Below are 17,823 nucleotides of genomic sequence, written 5' to 3' on the forward strand. Positions count from 1 at the left end.
TCGATGAAGCGCTGCCGCTCCGCATGCGCTTCGATCGCGATCGCCTGGCAGGACGGATGCGCGCGCATCCATTCGATGCCGATCGAGCCGCTGCCGGCGCCGACGTCCCACAGCAGCTCGCCGGGCGCCGGCGCGAGACGCCCGAGCGTCATCGCGCGCAGGTCGCGCTTGGTGAGCTGGCCGTCGTGACGGTACGCATCGTCGGGCAGGCCGGGCGTGAGCGCGCGGCGCGGCGCGTCGGGGCCGGCCAGGCAGTCGAGCGCGACCAGGTTGAGCGCGGCCGTTTCGTCGATGCGCCAGTCCTGCGCGAGCCCGTCGAGACGCCGCTCGAGCGGGCCGCCGAGATGTTCGAACACGCTGATGCGCGTCGGCCCGAAGCCGCGTGCGACGAGTTCGGCCGCGACGGCAGCCGGCGTGCGGCCGTCGGCGCTCAGCACGAACAGGCGGCGGCCGGGCAGCAGGTGACGCGCGAGCGTCGCAAGCGGCCGGCCGACGAGCGAAACCGCGCCGACATCCTGCAGCGCCCAGCCGAGGCGCGCGGCCGCGAGCGACAGCGACGACGGCGCGGGCAGGACGCGCCATTCGTCGGGGGAAAGCTGGCGCGCGAGCGTGGCGCCGACGCCGAACAGCATCGGGTCGCCGCTGGCGAGCACGCAGACGGGCGACGCGCGCCGAGCCAGCACGCCCGCCAGATCGAACGGCGACGGCCACGCTTCGCGCGCGGCCGGCAGCCGCGCGGGCAGCATGTCGAGATGCCGCTTCGCGCCGACGACGAGCGTCGCGTCGAGCAGTGCGCGCCGCGCGCTGCGTCCGAGCCCCGCGTAACCGTCGTCGCCGATGCCCACTACCGTCAGCCACGCCGTCATGCACCCTTCCCCATCGTTCGATTCCCTACCGTGTGTTGCGATGCGCGGCGGCCGGGCCGCCGCGCGTTGATTCGTTGATGATTCTGATCCGCTCCCGCGCCGTGCGTGTCGCCCGCCCGCCGGGGCGATACGGCGACGACGTCAGCCGCGTGGCACCGGGCCAATCAACACCAGCAAGCCAAGGACCATGCCGCCGATCGACGCGATCAGCAGCCAGCCGAGCAGCAGCCACATGAGCGGCCGCGGCCCGCTTGTCCTGTACAGGAACGTGCCGCCCGCCACGATCGGCACGCCGAGGCCGGCGAGCCCGACATTCTTCGGCCACTCGGCCAACGGCGCAAGCGGGATCAGCATGCACGCGAGCAGCATCCAGGCCGGGATGGCCAGCAGGCCCAGCGCGATGCCCATGCCGAACAGCTCCGTCCTGCCGAGTTTCATCGCGGATTCCGGCGGTCGCCGGTCTGGTGTCGAGCCGCCAATCGTACCATTTGCGAGATAGCGAAAAACCGGTTGCAGCCGTGCTGCGACGCGGTTGCGCGGCAAATTACCGATGCCGGATCGTCGCGAAAATCGGGTATCCTACGGCCGTTCGTTCGCCGGTGCCCCTCGGGGCCGAAGAGGGAACACAGGGCGCGCCACGCGCCGCTGTGGCTGCCCCCGCAACTGTAGACAGCGAGCCGATCTCCCCCTCATGCCACTGGTTCCACCGGGAAGGCCGGGAGCCGGCGCCGACCTGTCAGCCAGGAGACCTGCCGGCCAGAAAGTGCGTGCGTGCCAGTCGGCGTCGGGCGGGGTGTACCGATGCGTTGGCCGCGGCGCGACACTGTCCCGGTACCCCGTTGAGTTCCGCCCCCGTTTCGATTCCTGCGTCGCCCATCGTGCGCCCGTCGGCCTGCCCGGGGCTCGTGCGCGTGGTCGCGGCCGCCGACGGCGGACTGTGCCGGATCAAGCTGCCGGGCGGCCGGCTCGATGCGTGCCAGGCACGGGCGATCGCCGCCGCCGCGCGTGCGTTCGGCTCCGGCGCGATCGACGCGACCAATCGCGCGAATCTCCAGCTGCGCGGCATTCGCGACGGCGCGGCCGACGCGCTGACGCGTGCGTTGCTCAAAGCGGGTCTCGGCCCGCCCGTCGACGCCACCTCGAATGCAGCCGCCGATACGGCGGCGCTCGCCGCGAGCGACGACGTCCGCAACGTGATGCTCAGCCCGCTCGCCGGCCACGACCCTGCCGCGCTCGTCGACAGCCGCGCGCTCGCCGCGACGCTCTTCGACATGCTGGCGCGCGAGCCGCGTCGCGGCGAGCTGTCGCCGAAATTCTCGATCCAGCTCGACGGCGGCGAATCGGTTGCGGCGCTCGATCATCCGCACGACATCTGGCTGGCCGCCTGGCGTCGCGGCGACGGCGCGGTGCGCATCGCGGCCGGGCTGGCCGGCTGCCCGCCGGTTGCGCACGACGACCTACCCGCTTCGGTCGACGTGGCGCCGGATCAAGCTGCTGCGCTGGTTCGCGCGCTGCTGCTCGCGTTTCTCGATCTCGCGCCGGCGGACGTCACGCGGATGCGCGCGCTGCTCGCAACATGCGGCGAACGCGCATTGCTCGAACGCGCGCAGCACTACCTGCCCTTTCCGCTTGCAGCCGATCCGGCGCTCGCCGGCTGGCGCCGCACGCGCACCGACCCGACGCTGCGTTTCGGCGTGCGCCCGTCGCGCGAGGCGACGCGTTGCAACGTCGGCGCCCAATTCGTGCTCGGCCGACTCGATGCCACCCAACTGGAACGGCTCGCCGCGCTGGCCGAACGCGACGGGGACGGCACGCTGTCGATGACGCCATGGCAAGGTGTATTCCTGCATCGCGTATCGCGCGAACGCGCACCGGCCACGCTCGATGCGCTCGCGTCGCTCGGCCTCGTCTGCGTGTCGTCCGATCCGCTGGCGACGCTGGTCGCGTGCGCCGGCAGCGCGGGCTGCGCGAAGGCGCGCGCCGACACGAAGCACGACGCACTCGCGCTCGCCGCCCGCATCGGCCATGCAGTCGACGTGCACCTGACCGGCTGCGAGCGCCACTGCGCGCTGCCGCATCCCGCGACGCACACGCTCGTCGCGGTTGCGCCCGCGCACTACGACCTTTACCGGCGCGACGCCGCTGCGGGCCTCGGCGCCCCGCTCGCGCCCCATCTGACGATTGACCAGGCCGCGGCCCGACTGACGGGCGCGCGGCACAGCCAGGACACCACCGATGCTTGACTACATTCGCGACGGGCAGGAAATCTACCGCCAGTCGTTCGCGACGATCCGCGCCGAGGCCGACCTGTCGCAGGTTCCGCCCGACCTCGAGAAACTCGCGGTGCGCGTGATCCATGCGTGCGGGATGGTCGACGTCGTCTACGACCTGCGCTTCTCGGCCGGCGCCGGCACGGCGGGCCGCACGGCGCTCGCAGCCGGCGCGCCGATCCTGTGCGACGCCAGGATGGTCGCCGAAGGCATCACGCGCGCGCGGTTGCCGGCGGCCAACCGCGTGATCTGCACGCTCGGCGAGCCGGAGGTGCCCGATCTCGCGCGGCATCTCGGCAACACGCGTTCGGCCGCCGCGCTCGAACTGTGGCGTCCGCATCTCGCGGGCAGCGTCGTCGTGATCGGTAATGCGCCGACCGCGCTGTTCCACCTGCTCGACATGATCGACGCCGGCGCGCCGCGCCCCGCGCTGATCCTCGGTTTCCCGGTCGGCTTCATCGGCGCGGCCGAATCGAAGGCGCTGCTCGATGCCGACAGCCGCGGAGTGCCGTACGTCGCCCTGCTCGGCCGGCGCGGCGGCAGCGCGATGGCCGCTGCGGCGGTCAACGCACTCGCGACGGAGGTCGAATGACGACCGCGCGCGGACGCCTGTTCGGGGTCGGTGTCGGCCCCGGCGATCCTGAACTGATGACGATCAAGGCGCTGCGTGTGCTCCAGGCCGCGCCCGTGGTCGCGTATTTCGTCGCGAAGGGCAAGAAAGGCAATGCGTACGGCATCGTCGAAGCGCATCTGCAGGACGGGCAGACGCAACTGCCGCTGGTCTATCCGGTGACGACCGAGGCGCTGCCGCCGCCGCTGTGCTACGAGACGGTGATCGCCGACTTCTACGATACGGCCGCCGAGATCGTTGCCGCGCATCTCGACGCGGGGCGCGACGTCGCGGTGATCTGCGAAGGCGACCCGTTCTTCTACGGCTCGTACATGTACCTGCACGACCGCCTCGCGCCGCGCTACGACACCGAGGTGATCCCCGGCGTGTGCGCGATGCTCGGCGGCACCGCGGTGCTCGGCCAGCCGCTCGTCTATCGCAACCAGAGCCTGTCGGTGCTGTCGGGCGTGTTGCCCGAGCATGAACTGCGCGAACGGCTCGCGCGGGCCGACGCGGCCGTCGTGATGAAGCTCGGCCGCAATTTCGACAAGGTGCGGCGGGTGCTCGACGAGCTGGGGCTCGCGAAGCGCGCGCTGTATGTCGAGCGCGCGACGATGGCAAGCCAGCGCATCGTGCCGCTCGACGAAGTCGACCCGATGGCGTCGCCGTATTTCTCGCTGCTCGTCGTGCCGGGGGAAAAATGGCAAGGATGACCACGCCGCCCGCGATCGTGATTCTCGGCGCGGGCGCGCTCGATACCGCGCGGCGCATTCAGGCGCGTTATCCGGGTGCGCGCGTGCATGGCCTCGCGTCGCGCGTCGCAGCCGATGTGCCGTTCGACGATCTCGGCGCGCACCTGCGCGAACTCTATGCGCGCGGCCTGCCGATCGTCGCGCTGTGCGCGGCCGGCATCGTGATCCGCTGCATCGCCCCCGCGCTCGCCGACAAGGGCGTCGAGCCGCCCGTGCTCGCTGTGGCGGAAGACGGCTCGGCGGTCGTGCCGCTGCTGGGCGGGCTGACGGGCGTCAACGTGATCGCGCGGGAAATCGCCGCATGCGTCGGTGTCGCACCGGCGATCACGACGAGCGGCGAACTGCGCTTCGGCGCGTGCGTGCTCAATCCGCCGGAAGGCTATGCGCTCGCCGATCTCGCGCAGGGCAAGCGCTTCGTATCCGATCTGCTCGCGGGCGCGTCGACGCGCATCGACGGCGCGGCGCCGTGGCTCGACGATGTCGCGCTGCCGCGCGACGACGCGGCCGCGCATGCGATCCGCGTGACCCCCGATGCATGGCGTGGTACGCGCGACGAACTCGTGATTCATCCGCGCAGCGTGGTGGTTGGCGTCGATGCGCGGGCTATCCATGGCGATGAAGCGCTTGCCGTTCGCATTGATGCTGCACTCGATTCGCAAGGTCTCGCGCGACTGGCGCTCGCGGCCATCGTTGCGCCCGCATCGACAATCGGTGATGCCGTGCTGGAAGAAGCCGCGCAAACGCTCGACGTGCCGCTGCGCTTCATCGATGCCGATACTGACGTTGACGTTGACGTTGACGCTGACGCTGACGCTGACGCTGACGCTGACGCGACAGATGATGCAGCCACCCTGCTCGGCCACGCGTTGCGCGTCGCACACACGCTGCGCGCCACGACGAACGGCATCGCATGCGCGGTCGCGTCGCATCCGGTCGATCCCGCCACGCTCGGCCGTGCGCGCGGCCGCCTGACGGTGCTCGGGCTCGGCCCGGGCGGTGCCGACTGGCTCACGCCGGCCGCGCGCGCCACGCTTTCTGACGCGACCGACATCCTCGGCTACACGACCTACGTGAACATGGCCGGCCCGTTCCGCGCCGACCAGCGCGTGCACGGCACCGACAATCGCGAGGAAATGCAGCGCGCGCGCCATGCGTTCGAGCTCGCGGCCGAGGGCCGGCGCGTCGCGGTCGTGTCGTCGGGCGACCCGGGCGTGTTCGCGATGGCCGCGGCCGTGCTCGAAGCGCTCGACGAAGCGCGCGATCCGCACTGGGCCGCGGTCGACCTGCGCGTGGAACCCGGCATCTCGGCATCGCTCGCGACGGCGGCGCAGGCCGGGGCGCCGCTTGGCCACGACTTCTGCGCGATCTCGCTGTCGGACAACCTGAAGCCATGGGACGTGATCGAGACGCGCCTGCGGCACGCGGCGCAGGCCGATCTGGTGATGGCGTTCTACAACCCGATCTCGCGTGCTCGGCCGTGGCAGCTCGATCGTGCGCTCGATGTCGTGCGCGCGCACCGCAACGCCGATACGGTGGTCGTGCTCGGCCGCGACATCGGCCGGCCGGGCGCGACGCTCACGACGACGACGCTCGGCGCGCTGCGCAGCGACCAGGTCGACATGCGCACGATGGTGATCGTCGGCTCGTCGACGACGCGGCGCTTCGCGATCGGCAATACACGCGAGTGGGTCTATACGCCGCGCTGGTATCGCTGAACCCGGTCAGCGTGTCGGCGTGACGCCGCTTGCGTCGGCACGCGCGGCACCGGCTGCGCCGTCGGCATGCCAGAACCGGTACACGAGCACGCCGACGATCGCTTGCGCCGCGACCACGAACGCGACGCAGCCGGTCCATCCCCACCGATGCCAGCCGGGCACCGGCAGGATCGAGCCGAGGCTGCCGCCGAAGTAATAGCAGGACAGGTAGATGCCGATCGCCGTCGAGCGCGCGCTGGACGCCGCCTGTGAGATGAACGTGTTGGCCGACGCCTGTTCGACGAACACGGCGGTCGAGCTGAGCGCGAGGCCGGCCAGGATCACCGGCACGTTGTCGGACAGCGTCAGCAGCGCCCCGCCGATCGCGAGCGCGGCCGCCGCAAGCCCCGGGGCGCGCGGGCCGCGATGCCGCGCGAGGCGTCCTGCCAGCGGAGTCACGACCACCGCCACCAGAAACACCGCATAGATCGCGCCGATTCCGACCGTGCCGAAGCCGAACGGCGCGCGGGCCAGGCGCAGGCCGACGAACGTGAACGTCGCGACCTGCGACGCGAGCACGCATGCGCCGATCGCGAACGACGCGAGCAGCGGGCCGCGCGTGACGATGCGCCAGGACGGCCCCGCACTGCTATCCGTATCGTGCTCGACGCGCCGCGCGATCGCGCCGGACGCCGGCAGGCTCGCGTAGATCGCGACGCCCGTGACGAGACACAGCGCCGCGACGACGTCGAGCGCATGCCGCCAGCCCCAGATCGACGTCATCAGGTTGGTCGCGAAGCGGCCGGCGAAACCGCCGAGCGTCGTGCCGGCGACGAACAGCGCGCTGATCTCGGCGGATGTGCCGCGATCGAAGCGCTCGGCGACATAGGCGATCGACAGCGCGAAGACGAACGGCATGACGAGACCGGCGGCAAAGCGCGCGCCGAGGAACGACGCGAAACTGCCCGCATGCGCGGACCACACGACCGGCAGCGCGACGGCCACCGCCGCGAGCGAGATTGCGACGCGCCGCTCGATGCGCGCGGCCAGCACGCCGACGAACGGCGCGATAATGGCGACGGCCGTCGTGGTGGCGCTCACGCCCTGCCCCGCGCGCTCCGCGCTGACGCCGAAGGTGGCCGCGAGTTCGTGCAGGATGCCCTGCGTCGAATACAGATTGAGAAACGCGGCGAAGCCGCAGAGAAAGAACGCGATACGCGTGGTCCTGTCGTTCATCGGAGCTGCCTGGTCGTCGATGCCGACAGTCTGACGAGTGCGCCGCGTGCACGCCAATACCGTTTTCAAACGCCATTGATACCGGAACGACAACAATGCTCGACCTGCGCCGCCTCCGCTATTTCGTGGTCGTCGCCGACGAACTGCACTTCGGCCGCGCCGCGTTGCGCCTGCGGGTCGCGCAGCCGCCGCTGACGCGCCATATCGCCGCACTCGAGAGCGAGCTCGGCGTCCGGCTGTTCGAACGTTCGACGCGTGCGGTGCGGCTGACGCCGGAAGGCGCCGCGTTCCTCGACCATGCGCGCCACGTCGTCAGCGCGGCCGCCGAGGCCGAAGCGAGCGCGCGCAAGATCGCGCAGGGCATCGCCGGGCGAATCGTGATCGGCTATGCGAGTTCGATTCCGATGTCCGACACGTTCCCTGACGTCATCCGCGTCGCGAGCCGGACGATGCCCGACGTCGAGCTGACGTTCCGCGAGGCGGCGACCGCGAGCCAGCGCCAGCAGATCGCGGACGGCTCGATGGACATCGGTTTCGGCTGGGCGTGGCACGGTGCGCCCGGCGTGCCGGTGGCATCGCTCGTCGCATCGCGCGAACCGCTCGTCGCGGCCGTGCCGGCCGGCGATCCGCTCGCGGGCCGTGCGAACGTCGACGTCGCGACGCTTGCGAACGCAACCTTCGTCACCTTTCCGCCCGGTTACGGCTCGGCGTTGACCGCTGCACTGCACGACCTGTGCGCGCAAGCCGGATTCACGCCGCGGATCGGCGCGACCGCGGCACAGATCACGACGCTCGTGTCGCTGGTGGCCGCCGAACGCGGGATCGCGATCGTGCCGGGCTTCACGGCGACGCTGCAGCGTCCGGGCGTCGTCTACGTGCCGCTTGCCGGCACGCGCGCGGTCGAGCAGATCGTGTCATGGAACGAGCCGTTCGCGTCGGTGTGCGTCGAGCGCTTCGTCGCACTGGCACGCTCGCTCGTGCAGTCGCCATCGGCTTGAAGCGCGACGAACGACACGCGTCGGCCCTCACCCGATCGAATCGGAAAAATCACCCGCGTCACGCATTCAGGAACTGTGTCGAATCGGCAAGATCGTTACGTATCGGGAATCAAATAACAAAAAGAACTCCTGACTATTCACTATTCGACGCGAATCCTCCAAGATGAGCACGCCGTCGGCCGGGCATGCCCGGTCGCCCGACCGGCGGCGATACGCGGGCCAGCGTATCCCTCTTCCACTTGGAGAACACAATGCACAACAATGTGTTGCCGCGTTTCATCCCGCGCGCATTTGCAGCGGGTTGCCTGCTTGCAGTGGCGAGCGTGTCCCAGGGCGCCGGCGTCTATGCGCCCTATGTCGACGTGACGCTCTATCCGACGCCGCTCGTCGACCAGATCGGCGTCCGGCAAGGCATCCAGCAGTTCACGCTCGCGTTCGTGGTCGCGGGCAACGGCTGTGTGCCGTCGTGGGGCGGCGTGCAGCCGATCGGCAACGGCGCGAGCGGCGGCCTGCTGACCGCGCTGTCGACGTCGATCGCGAGCTATCGCGCGAAAGGCGGCGAAGTCGCCGTGTCGTTCGGCGGTGCGAACGGCACGCCGCTGATGCAGGCATGCACGACGGTCCCCGCGCTGGCGAGCGCGTACCAGACCGTGATCGACACGTACGGCCTCACGCACGTCGACTTCGACATCGAGGGCGTGTCGCAGCTGGATACGGCCGCGGTCGCGCGCAACTTCCAGGCGGTTACTCAGCTGCAGGCGAGCTACGCGGCGAAAGGCAAGCCGCTGCACGTCACGCTGACGCTGCCGACGATGCCGACCGGGCTCACGCAGGACGGCCTGAACGTCGTCAATGCGGCGATCTCGAACAAGACCGCGTTCGATGCGGTGAACGTGATGGCGATGGACTACGGCCCCGCGAACCTCGACATGGGCGCGGCCGCGATCAGCGCCGCGCAGGCGCTGTACTCGCAACTCGATACGGCCTTCAAGTCGGCGGGCCAGCCGAAGACCAACGCGCAGCTCTGGCAGATGGTCGGCGTCACGCCGATGATCGGCGTGAACGACGTACAAGGCGAAACCTTCACGCTCGCGAACGCGCAAAGCGTGCTGAACGCGGCCGTCAGCAACGGCTACGGCTTCTTCGGCAACTGGTCGGTCGGCCGCGATCAGGCCTGCCCGTCGGGCGGCGCGTATGCGTCGCCGACCTGCTCGGGCGTCGCGCAGCAGCCGTACGCATTTGCGACGATCTTCAAGCGGCTCGACGGCAAGTGGGGTGCGGGCGTCACGCAGGATCCGAACTACGGCGGCGGCTCGGACGGCGGCACGCCGCAGCCGGGCGCGCCCTGGGCGGCCGGCCAGGTCTATACGGCCGGCGCGACGGTCACCTACCAGGGCACGACGTACCAGGCGCAATGGTGGACGCAGGGCGACGTGCCCGGCCAGGCCGCCGTGTGGAAAGTGGTCGGCGGCGGTACGCCCACGTGGTCGGCAACTACCGCGTATTCAGGCGGCACCTGCGTGATGTACCAGGGCGCGAAATACTGCGCGAAATGGTGGACGCAAGGCGACAACCCGAGTGCGGGCGGTGTGTGGGTGAAGTCGTGATGCGGCGTAGCGGCCGTCGCTAGGCTTCAGGCCTGTGCATCGGGGGCCGTTCACGGCGATCGCTCGCTACCGGATCGCCAGCGGACGGCCCGCTGATCGGCGCACCCTGCCCGCTTTCAGTCGCGCGCGTGCTCGGCCAGCAGCCTGGCCTTCGCGTCGACGAGCAGCGCCGCATGCGTGTCGCGATGCTGGCGAATCCGCTCGGTCGGCCCGACCACCGACAGCCCGTACCAGTCGCCGTCGAGCGTCAACGCAACCGCGATCGCCGACAGCTCGGGCGCGCTCTCGCCGAAGTTCTCGGCCCAGCCGAGTTCGCGAAACCGCGCGGTTTGCGCGACGAGCGCGGGTAGATCCGCCACCGTCGCATCGGTGAAGCGCTCGAACGGCAACTGCGCGCCGAGCGCCTGCTGCGCGTCGCCGGCCAGTTCCGCGAAGATCGCCTTGCCGATCGAGTTCGCATGCAGCGGGCGCAGTTCGCCCGGCGCGCGCGTATAGCGGATCGCCTGCTCCGATTCGACGACGTCGAGATACGTGACGGACACCCCCTGGATCTTGCCGAGCACGGCCGTCTCGCGGCTCGCGTCGCGCAGCGCGACGAGATGCGGATGGACGATGTCGACGACCGGGTCGGTCGCGTCGATCGCGGCGGCGAGCGTCTGCAGGCGGCGCGTCGGATAGTAGCCGCCGCGCTTGCGCACTTCGTACAGGTAGCCGCGGCTCACGAGCGTGCGCGCCATCGCGAGGCAGCTCGACGCCGGCACATTGAGCAGGCGCGCGAGTTCGGTGAGCGGCAGCGGCCGCCGTTCGGCGGCGAACAGCTCGAACAGGTCGAGCGTGCGGGCAACGAGTTTGACGTCCATGACGAGGGCTTGAATCGGAACGGGAAACCGCGCACCGGGCCGGCCGCCGGGTCGGACCGGTCAGTACGACTTCGGCAGCCCGAGCACCTTCTCCGCGATGTAGCACAGGATCAGTTGCGGGCTCACGGGCGCGAGCCTCGGAATCATACACTCGCGCAGGTAGCGCTCGACATGGTATTCCTTCGCATAGCCCATTCCGCCGTGCGTCGCGACCGCCGTTTGGCATGCCTGGAACGCGGCTTCCGCACCGAGGTATTTCGCGGCGTTCGCCTCCGCGCCGCACGACTGCCCCGCGTCGTAGCGCGTCGCGGCCTTCATCACCATCAGCCACGCGGCCTCGAGCTGCATCCACGCCTGCGCGAGCGGATGCTGGATCGACTGGTTCTGCCCGATCGGCCGGCCGAACACGACGCGCTCGCACGCGTACTGCGTCGCGCGGCGCAGCGCGGCCTGGCCGAGCCCGATCGCCTCCGCGGCGATCAGGATCCGTTCGGGATTCAGCCCGTGCAGCAGGTAGCGGAAGCCGTCGCCTTCGTGGCCGATCAGGTCGCCTTCCGGCACGCGCAGGTTGTCGATGAACAGCATGTTCGAATCGACCGCCTTGCGGCCCATCTTCTCGATCTCGCGCACCTCGACGCGCGAGCGGTCGAGGTCGGTATAGAACAGGCTCAGCCCGTCGGTCGGCTTCGCGACCTGGTCGAGCGGCGTCGTGCGCGCGATGATCAGCATCTTGTTCGCGACCTGCGCGGTCGAGATCCAGATCTTGCGCCCGCTCAGCACGTAATGATCGCCATCGCGGCGCGCCTGCGTGGTCAGGTGCGTGGTGTCGAGGCCCGCATCGGGTTCCGTCACCGCGAAGCACGCCTTGTCGCGCCCGGCGATCAGCGGCGGCAGGAAGCGCGCCTTCTGCGCGTCGTTGCCGAACACCTGCACCGGATTCAGCCCGAAGATGTTCATGTGGACGGCCGACGCGCCGGACAGGCCCGCACCCGATGCGCTGATCGTGCGCATCATCAGCGCGGCCTCGGTCATGCCGAGCCCGGCGCCGCCATGGGCCGGGTCCATCGCGATGCCGAGCCATCCGGCCTCGGCGAGCGCCGCGTGGAAATCGGCCGGAAACCCGCCCGCGCGATCGCGTTCGAGCCAGTAGTCGTCGCCGAAGCGCGCACAGATTTTCTCGATCGCGCTTTCAATCGCGCGCTGGTCATCGGTCAGGTCGAACTGCATGGCATGCACTCCCGGAAAAAGGTGAGCGGTCGCGCCGCTCTCAAGAAAGCGACAGGCGGCGCCACGGTTTCCGCTTCGACGGACGTCCCTTTGCCGGGCGCGCCGGCACGAAGCGGCAAGTCCCGGGCGCTCACAACGGAAACACGCCCACGATCACGGCGGCGAACACCATCAGCACGGTGGCGGCGAACAGGAACGGAATCGTGAATTTCTGGTGCTCGGCCAGCTCGACGCCGGTCAGGCCGACGATCAGGAACGTCGCGGGCGTGAGCGGGCTCACCGGAAAGCCCGTCGTCATCTGGCCGAGCAGCGCGGCCTGCGCCATCTGGATCGGCGGCACGCCGAGCAGCTTCGCGCTTTCGGCGAGCACCGGCAGCACGCCGAAGTAGAACGAATCGGGGTCGAACAGCAGGCTGAGCGGCATCGACAGCAGCCCGAGCACGAACGGCATGTGGCGCGCATGCTCGACCGGCACGTGTGCGACGACCACGTCCGCCATCGCCTTCAGCATCCCGGTGCCGGACATGATGCCGGTGAACGCGCCGGCCGCGAGCAGCACGCTCGCCATCATCAGCGCGGCCCTGGCATGCGCGTCGATCCGTTCGCGCTGGGCCTGCACGTCCGGGTAGTTGATCACGAGCGCGGCGACCGTGCCGAGCATGAACATCACCATCGGGTCGACGATGCCCGACACGAGCGTGACGAGCACGACGAGCGTCAGCACGAGATTGATCCGGAAGCGCTCCGGCCGGCGCAACGCGCGCTCGGCATCGGTCAGCGCCCGCGGCGCAATCGCGAGCGACGCCGCGCCGGCACGATCGAGCCCGAGCCGCTTTGCCTCGCGCACGCCGAGCACGTAGGCGGTGCCGAACACGAACACAAGGCCGACGATCTGCACCGGAATCATCGGCATGAAGATCGCGGAGCCGGGAATGTGCAGCGCCGCCGACGCGCGCAGCATCGGCCCGACCCACGGCAGGAAATTGACGCCGGCCGCCATCGACGCGACGCACGCGAGGATGCGGCGATCCATCCCGAGCCGCGTATAGAGCGGCATCATCGCGGGCAGCGTGACGAGGAACGTGACGGCGCCCGAGCCGTCGAGATGGATCAGCAGTGCGAGCAGCGCCGAGCCCATCACGATACGCGGCGGATGGCAGCCGATCACGCGCAGTACGCCCGCGATGATCGGATCGAGCATCCCGGCGTCGGTGAGGATTCCGAAAAAAAGAATCGCAAAAACGAACATCCCGGCGATCGGGCCGATGTTCTGTACGCCGTGCACGATGAACTTGCCGGTCGCGAGCCCGAACCCGGCCGCGAGCGACGCGGCCACCGGCACGACGATCAGCGCGACCAGCGGCGACAGCCGCTTCGTGATGATCAGGCCGAACAGCGCGACGATGGCGATCGCGCCGATCCATGCAAGCATGATGCGTCTCCTCTTCAGCCGGTGCGCCTGTGCAGGCGCCCGGCATGGTGTTCGAAGGGGCATGCGGGTCGCGTGGCCGTGCCGCGCCATCGGGCGCGCGACACGGCCGGCGGCCGCGATGCCGGTCAGTCCCGGCGTGTGTCGTGGTCGCAGGCGTGCGCGTCGGCGAACACCTGCGCCGCGTGTTCGTTCAGCGCGGGCGGCGGCCGCCGGTACGTGGCCGGCGTGCGGCCGAGCTTGATCGGCGACGCGATGCCGCGATGCCGGCCCAGCTCGACCTTCATCTGCCGATGTGCGACATGCGGATGGTCGAGCGCCGCATCGAGCCCGAGCACCGGCGCGCACGGCACGCCACGGCGCATTAGCTGCTCGGCGAGCGCCGCCCCGTCGTGTCCGGCCAGCGCCGTTTCGAGCAGCGTGCGCAACGCGGCGCGGTTCGCGCTGCGCGCGCGGTTGTCCGCGAAACGCGGATCGTCGAGCCAGTCGCGCGTGCCGAGCACGTCGCACAAGCCCGCGAACTGCCCGTTGTTGCCGACCGCCAGAAAGATGTCGACGCTCGCCGTCGGAAAGCTGTCGTACGGCGTGATGTTCGGATGCGCGTTGCCGGTGCGCACCGGTGCATTCCCCGAATGGAAGAAGTTCGGCGTATGCGGATGCAGGATCGACAGTGCGCAGTCGAACAGCGTCGATTCGACGAACTGGCCGCGGCCGCTCGCGTCGCGCTCGCGCAGCGCCATCAGCACGCCGAGCGCCGCGTTCAGCCCGGTGACGAGATCGACGATCGGCACGCCGACCCGCAGCGGCGCGCCACCGGCTTCGCCATTGACGCTCATCAGCCCCGCGAGCGCCTGCACGGCCGCGTCGTAGCCGGGCAGCCCGCCGAGCGGGCCGTCCGCGCCGAAGCCCGACACGCGGCAATGGACGAGGCGCGGAAACCGCGCATGCAGCGCGTCGAAGCCGAGCCCCCAGCGCTCCATCGTGCCGATCTTGAAGTTCTCGACGATCGCGTCCGCATGTTCGAGCAGGCCGAGCAGCCGCTCGCGGTCGGCCGGTTGCGTGAGGTCGAGCGCGATGCCGAGCTTGTTGCGGTTCACGCCGAGGAAGTACGACGCGGTATCGCCGTCGAACGGCGGGCCCCACGTGCGCGTCTCGTCGCCGGACGGCGGTTCGACCTTGATCACCTCCGCGCCGTGGTCGGCCAGGATCTGCGTGGCATACGGGCCGCCCAGCACCCGCGACAGATCGATGATGCGCAATCCCGCCAGCGCGCCCTGCTGCTCGTGTTCCGCCATGCGTCCCGCTCCTGGTTCCGGTTGATCGGACTGCCGTTCCCGGCAGGCCCGGCGCCTGGGCGCGACCTTCCGGATTCAGCGAATAATTCTTGTGTGTGAATTTATATTCACACTCAGGAATTGCATTGTCAACCCCGGCGGCACCCTGAGGCGCAGCGGAAGGCGCCGTCGCGCGCAAGTGGGGGCCACACCAAACACGAGCCGGTTGCAGGGGCGTCCCGCCTTTCGCTAAGCTGGCGGGCAATCTTCATCTCAAAAAATCGGACGGATCTTTCATGAAACGGATGCTGCTGGCGGCCTTCATGCTGGCGTCGACGCTGGGCGTCGGACACGCGCAAACCCAGACGTTCCATTTCGGCGAGGGACAGACCGGGATGCCGGGCGGATCGCCGCAGTCGGCTTCACCGACCGCACGGCCCGCGCCCACGCGCCGGCACGTCACGCCGCCGCCGTCCCACCATCGGCGTGCTGTTCAAACGCGCCGCCAGCCGCGCCACGCGAAGCCCGCGCGCAGCGACATCTATACGCACGCGTGACCCGGCGTTGGTCCCGCGAAGGCGTGCATGGAACTGTCATGAACGGCCGCTAAGATCGGTGCGGGTGCCTGTACGCCGTTGCGGCCTGCTGCCGGGAACGCGCCGCCGACACGCCTTTTCTCCACGATTCAGCACCTGTTTTACCGAACATGAGTACCGGGCTGGACACTCTCGCCGTCATCAAGGAACGCGCCACGATCGTGTGCCGTCAGCGCAGCAGCGTGCTGCTGGTCGCCCGCACCGCGTCGCGCTGGTCGCTGCCGGGCGGCACGATCCGGCGTGGTGAAACGCCGCTCGATGCTGCATTGCGGGAGCTTGCCGAGGAAACCCGGCTGGAGGGGCTCTCGCTCGACTACGCGGTGCAGTTCGGCGGGCTGACGAAGCTCCATCACGTGTTCGTGGCCGACGTGCCGGCGCACCTCACGCCGCGCGCGAGCAACGAGATCGCCCGCTGCAAGTGGTTCACCGTCGACCGGCTCGACACGCTGCGTGCGAGCGTGCCGACGCGCAAGATCATCGAGTTGCTGCGCCTCGACGGTTTTTCAGCGATCGCGAACGGCCGGCTGCGCTGACGTCCCTATCACCCGCGCCGGTCACGCGCGCAGCAACGGGCCGGCCTTGCGTTCGAGCAACGTGACGAGTTCCGGCTGCATGTAAGCGTAACGGTCGGGAATGTCGAGGCACACGATCTTCTTGTGCCGCAGATGCGCGCCGAATTGCGCCGCCAACCTCGCCTTGTGCGCACGCTCCATCACGAATACGACGTCGGCCCAGTCGAGCTGTTCGGCGGACACGCGCGTGTCCGCATCGGGCGCGAGGCCCGCGGAGTCGGTTTCGACGCCAGGCCACGCGGCGAATACCGCCTCGGCCGTCGGGCTGCGCAGCCGGTTGCGGCTGCAGATGAAGAGTGCCCGCGTCATGTCGCCTCGTGGTTGCCCGGCGCCTGCCGGCTCACCCTTGCGGAATCGTGCCCGGCCGGACGTACGCGAGCATGTGCGGCACGTAGTCGGCCTTGCCGAGTTCGACGCCGTGGTGGCGCAGGATCGCGTAAGCGGTGATCGCGTGGAAGTAGAACTGCGGCAGCGCCCAGTCGCGCGCGTACTGTTCGCCCGTCATGTCGAACGCGATCCCGTTCGGCATGTCGAGCGCGATCGGCAGTGCGGCACCGCGATCGAGCGCATCCGGCGCGAGGTCGCCGAGAAAGGTCAGCGTGCCGGCGATGATCGCCTGCGCGTCGGCGAGCGTGCCGGGCTGCGCATCCGCATGCCATCCCGCCTCGCGCAATGCGAGCAGCGCGGCCGGCAACGATTCGCCGCGCAGCCGGTGGATGGGCTCCATCGCCTGGAAGCACGAGAAGCGCACCTGTGCCGCGAGCGGATACATGTCGGGCGCCAGCTTCAGCAACATCGCCGCGTCGGGCGCGTCGCCCGCGGCCTCGCGGTGTGCGGCAGCCTTGTCGAGCCACGCGGACTGCGCGCGCAGCATCTGGGTGTAGGTCGGAACGAGAAGTTGAGTCGGTGACACGCGTGCGCTCCTATGCTGTGTTGTGGTTTCTGCCACGATAACAGCGCCGGCACGAACCTGCATCCGCGTCTGGGCGATGCGCGCGATTCAACGCGGATTCGGTGATGCAGCGCATGGCGCGCAGGGGTAGCCCCACGCAGGGCGATCACGACACGCGGCCGCCGCGATGCAACCTCAAGGCTTGCCCTGTCGCGCCAGGAACCGGTCGAACTGCGAGGCAAACGCCTTGCCGTCGCGTGCGCTGAACGGCGCCGGCCCGCCCGTGTCGATGCCCGCGCTGCGCAACTGATCCATCATCGCGCGCGTCGACAGGCGTTCCTCGATGTTCTCGCGGCTGAACCAGTTACCGCGCGGGTCGAGCGCATGCGCGCCCTTGTCGAGCACGGCGGCGGCCAGCGGAATGTCGGCGGTGATCACGAGGTCGCCCGCTTCCACCAGCTCGACGATGCGCGCATCGGCCACGTCGAAGCCGGCCGGTACCTGCACCGCCTTGATGAACGGCGACGGCGGTGTGCGCAGAAACTGGTTCGCGACCAGCGTCACGCAGATTTCGGCACGACGCGCGGCGCGAAACAGCATGTCCTTGATGACGGCGGGACACGCGTCGGCATCGACCAGTACTTGCATGGCGGGTTGTTCCAATGGGTTGAAGCAGAAACGGCGATCATAGCGCACGGCCGGCCATCAGCCGGCGCGACCCGTGCACAGCGCGTCGGCCGTCACCCACTGCGCGCCCCACGCGTCGGCCAGCCGCGCGCCCTGCCCGATCCGCACGGCCGCATCGTCAAAGTCGACGAACACGACGTGATCGGCCGCCGCGGGTTTCGCGGGCGCCTCGCGCGTGCGTCCGTCGGACAACACCCACAGCCAGCGCTGCTTGGCCGGCGCGCGCCGCGCCGCGCGCGCGGCGGCGCGAGCT

Annotated in this window: 18 protein-coding genes, 1 pseudogene and 1 riboswitch; of the genes and pseudogenes, 8 read left to right on the forward strand and 11 right to left on the reverse strand. The window is 69.8% G+C overall.

Annotated features, from left to right (window positions below; all coding sequences use genetic code 11):
* Positions 1-866: precorrin-6y C5,15-methyltransferase (decarboxylating) subunit CbiE (gene cbiE, locus F3J15_RS33670; protein WP_166896633.1), on the reverse strand; the 866-nt coding region annotated here is incomplete at its 3' end.
* A gap of 141 nt (positions 867-1,007) precedes the next feature.
* On the reverse strand, positions 1,008-1,304 hold the full coding sequence (locus tag F3J15_RS33675) for a hypothetical protein (RefSeq protein WP_089445634.1): 297 nt from the start codon (positions 1,302-1,304) through the stop codon (positions 1,008-1,010).
* Positions 1,305-1,446: 142 nt separating this feature from the next.
* Positions 1,447-1,638: riboswitch (cobalamin riboswitch) on the forward strand.
* A 106-nt stretch (positions 1,639-1,744) separates the two neighbouring features.
* On the opposite strand from F3J15_RS33675, the gene cobG reads away from it, so the two are divergent.
* Genes cobG through cobJ form a run of 4 tightly spaced genes read left to right on the forward strand, consistent with a single transcriptional unit; the run spans position 1,745 to position 6,213 of the window.
* A complete protein-coding gene (gene cobG / locus F3J15_RS33680) occupies positions 1,745-3,109 on the forward strand; it encodes a precorrin-3B synthase (RefSeq protein ID WP_345891589.1) in 1,365 nt (454 codons plus the stop codon).
* Positions 3,102-3,728: a precorrin-8X methylmutase gene (locus F3J15_RS33685; protein ID WP_069247958.1), complete on the forward strand. Its 627-nt coding sequence runs from the start codon at positions 3,102-3,104 to the stop codon at positions 3,726-3,728. The genes cobG and F3J15_RS33685 overlap by 8 nt, the downstream gene beginning before the upstream one ends.
* Positions 3,725-4,459 (forward strand): precorrin-2 C(20)-methyltransferase, encoded by a 735-nt coding sequence (locus F3J15_RS33690; RefSeq protein ID WP_166896637.1) that lies wholly within the window; start codon positions 3,725-3,727, stop codon positions 4,457-4,459. The genes F3J15_RS33685 and F3J15_RS33690 overlap by 4 nt, the downstream gene beginning before the upstream one ends.
* Entirely contained in the window at positions 4,456-6,213 is a 1,758-nt protein-coding gene (cobJ, locus tag F3J15_RS33695) for a precorrin-3B C(17)-methyltransferase (protein ID WP_166896640.1), read from the forward strand. Before F3J15_RS33690 ends, cobJ begins: the two co-directional genes overlap by 4 nt.
* A gap of 6 nt (positions 6,214-6,219) precedes the next feature.
* Here cobJ and F3J15_RS33700 read toward each other — a convergent pair whose 3' ends face one another.
* A complete protein-coding gene (locus F3J15_RS33700) occupies positions 6,220-7,428 on the reverse strand; it encodes an MFS transporter (protein WP_166896642.1) in 1,209 nt (402 codons plus the stop codon).
* Positions 7,429-7,523: 95 nt separating this feature from the next.
* Between F3J15_RS33700 and F3J15_RS33705 the strand changes: the two genes are divergently transcribed.
* Together F3J15_RS33705 and F3J15_RS33710 are read left to right on the forward strand one after the other, a co-directional pair.
* Complete coding sequence (locus F3J15_RS33705) at positions 7,524-8,426, forward strand: LysR substrate-binding domain-containing protein (RefSeq protein ID WP_166896644.1); 903 nt, start codon at positions 7,524-7,526, stop codon at positions 8,424-8,426.
* A 251-nt stretch (positions 8,427-8,677) separates the two neighbouring features.
* The gene (locus tag F3J15_RS33710; protein ID WP_166896646.1) at positions 8,678-10,033 is read left to right on the forward strand and encodes a chitinase; all 1,356 of its coding nucleotides are present in this window, start codon (positions 8,678-8,680) and stop codon (positions 10,031-10,033) included.
* Positions 10,034-10,149: 116 nt separating this feature from the next.
* On the opposite strand, the gene F3J15_RS33715 is transcribed toward F3J15_RS33710, so the two are convergent.
* The 4 genes from F3J15_RS33715 to F3J15_RS33730 form a co-directional block, all read right to left on the reverse strand.
* Complete coding sequence (locus F3J15_RS33715; protein ID WP_069247952.1) at positions 10,150-10,893, reverse strand: IclR family transcriptional regulator; 744 nt, start codon at positions 10,891-10,893, stop codon at positions 10,150-10,152.
* 60 nt (positions 10,894-10,953) lie between these two features.
* Positions 10,954-12,120, reverse strand: coding sequence for an acyl-CoA dehydrogenase family protein (locus tag F3J15_RS33720; RefSeq protein WP_166896648.1), 1,167 nt, complete (start codon positions 12,118-12,120; stop codon positions 10,954-10,956).
* Between the two features lie 130 nt (positions 12,121-12,250).
* Complete coding sequence (locus F3J15_RS33725) at positions 12,251-13,552, reverse strand: citrate:proton symporter (RefSeq protein WP_166896650.1); 1,302 nt, start codon at positions 13,550-13,552, stop codon at positions 12,251-12,253.
* Positions 13,553-13,677: 125 nt separating this feature from the next.
* Positions 13,678-14,844, reverse strand: coding sequence for a CoA transferase (locus F3J15_RS33730; protein WP_166896652.1), 1,167 nt, complete (start codon positions 14,842-14,844; stop codon positions 13,678-13,680).
* Between the two features lie 275 nt (positions 14,845-15,119).
* On the opposite strand from F3J15_RS33730, the gene F3J15_RS33735 reads away from it, so the two are divergent.
* Both F3J15_RS33735 and F3J15_RS33740 read left to right on the forward strand, forming a co-directional pair.
* Positions 15,120-15,380: a hypothetical protein gene (locus F3J15_RS33735; protein ID WP_166896654.1), complete on the forward strand. Its 261-nt coding sequence runs from the start codon at positions 15,120-15,122 to the stop codon at positions 15,378-15,380.
* A 149-nt stretch (positions 15,381-15,529) separates the two neighbouring features.
* Positions 15,530-15,952, forward strand: coding sequence for an NUDIX hydrolase (locus tag F3J15_RS33740; RefSeq protein ID WP_166896656.1), 423 nt, complete (start codon positions 15,530-15,532; stop codon positions 15,950-15,952).
* A gap of 21 nt (positions 15,953-15,973) precedes the next feature.
* Here the strand turns inward: F3J15_RS33740 and F3J15_RS33745 are convergent, their stop codons facing one another.
* The 4 genes and pseudogenes from F3J15_RS33745 to F3J15_RS33760 form a co-directional block, all read right to left on the reverse strand.
* Positions 15,974-16,300 carry a low molecular weight protein tyrosine phosphatase family protein gene (locus F3J15_RS33745; protein ID WP_069247946.1) on the reverse strand — a complete coding sequence of 109 codons (327 nt, stop codon included), beginning with the start codon at positions 16,298-16,300 and terminating at the stop codon, positions 15,974-15,976.
* Positions 16,301-16,331: 31 nt separating this feature from the next.
* A complete protein-coding gene (locus tag F3J15_RS33750) occupies positions 16,332-16,904 on the reverse strand; it encodes a DUF1993 domain-containing protein (RefSeq protein ID WP_166896658.1) in 573 nt (190 codons plus the stop codon).
* A gap of 174 nt (positions 16,905-17,078) precedes the next feature.
* Positions 17,079-17,531: a YaiI/YqxD family protein gene (locus tag F3J15_RS33755; protein WP_089445619.1), complete on the reverse strand. Its 453-nt coding sequence runs from the start codon at positions 17,529-17,531 to the stop codon at positions 17,079-17,081.
* Between the two features lie 57 nt (positions 17,532-17,588).
* Positions 17,589-17,823, reverse strand: a pseudogene (locus F3J15_RS33760) (magnesium chelatase); the annotation flags it as partial.

Source organism: Burkholderia sp. Ap-955 (genome assembly GCF_011753045.1).
GTDB lineage: Bacteria > Pseudomonadota > Gammaproteobacteria > Burkholderiales > Burkholderiaceae > Burkholderia > Burkholderia lata_D.

What these genes read in the sequence shown, in the direction of transcription:
- F3J15_RS33735 (WP_166896654.1), top strand. Translation starts at nt 15,120, where the DNA reads ATGAAACGGATGCTGCTGGCGGCCTTCATGCTGGCGTCGACGCTGGGC.
- F3J15_RS33685 (WP_069247958.1), top strand. Translation starts at nt 3,102, where the DNA reads ATGCTTGACTACATTCGCGACGGGCAGGAAATCTACCGCCAGTCGTTC.
- F3J15_RS33715 (WP_069247952.1), bottom strand. Translation starts at nt 10,893, where the DNA reads ATGGACGTCAAACTCGTTGCCCGCACGCTCGACCTGTTCGAGCTGTTC.
- F3J15_RS33690 (WP_166896637.1), top strand. Translation starts at nt 3,725, where the DNA reads ATGACGACCGCGCGCGGACGCCTGTTCGGGGTCGGTGTCGGCCCCGGC.
- F3J15_RS33720 (WP_166896648.1), bottom strand. Translation starts at nt 12,120, where the DNA reads ATGCAGTTCGACCTGACCGATGACCAGCGCGCGATTGAAAGCGCGATC.
- F3J15_RS33755 (WP_089445619.1), bottom strand. Translation starts at nt 17,531, where the DNA reads ATGCAAGTACTGGTCGATGCCGACGCGTGTCCCGCCGTCATCAAGGAC.
- cobJ (WP_166896640.1), top strand. Translation starts at nt 4,456, where the DNA reads ATGACCACGCCGCCCGCGATCGTGATTCTCGGCGCGGGCGCGCTCGAT.
- F3J15_RS33725 (WP_166896650.1), bottom strand. Translation starts at nt 13,552, where the DNA reads ATGCTTGCATGGATCGGCGCGATCGCCATCGTCGCGCTGTTCGGCCTG.
- F3J15_RS33745 (WP_069247946.1), bottom strand. Translation starts at nt 16,300, where the DNA reads ATGACGCGGGCACTCTTCATCTGCAGCCGCAACCGGCTGCGCAGCCCG.
- F3J15_RS33675 (WP_089445634.1), bottom strand. Translation starts at nt 1,304, where the DNA reads ATGAAACTCGGCAGGACGGAGCTGTTCGGCATGGGCATCGCGCTGGGC.
- F3J15_RS33700 (WP_166896642.1), bottom strand. Translation starts at nt 7,428, where the DNA reads ATGAACGACAGGACCACGCGTATCGCGTTCTTTCTCTGCGGCTTCGCC.
- F3J15_RS33705 (WP_166896644.1), top strand. Translation starts at nt 7,524, where the DNA reads ATGCTCGACCTGCGCCGCCTCCGCTATTTCGTGGTCGTCGCCGACGAA.
- F3J15_RS33730 (WP_166896652.1), bottom strand. Translation starts at nt 14,844, where the DNA reads ATGGCGGAACACGAGCAGCAGGGCGCGCTGGCGGGATTGCGCATCATC.
- F3J15_RS33740 (WP_166896656.1), top strand. Translation starts at nt 15,530, where the DNA reads ATGAGTACCGGGCTGGACACTCTCGCCGTCATCAAGGAACGCGCCACG.
- F3J15_RS33710 (WP_166896646.1), top strand. Translation starts at nt 8,678, where the DNA reads ATGCACAACAATGTGTTGCCGCGTTTCATCCCGCGCGCATTTGCAGCG.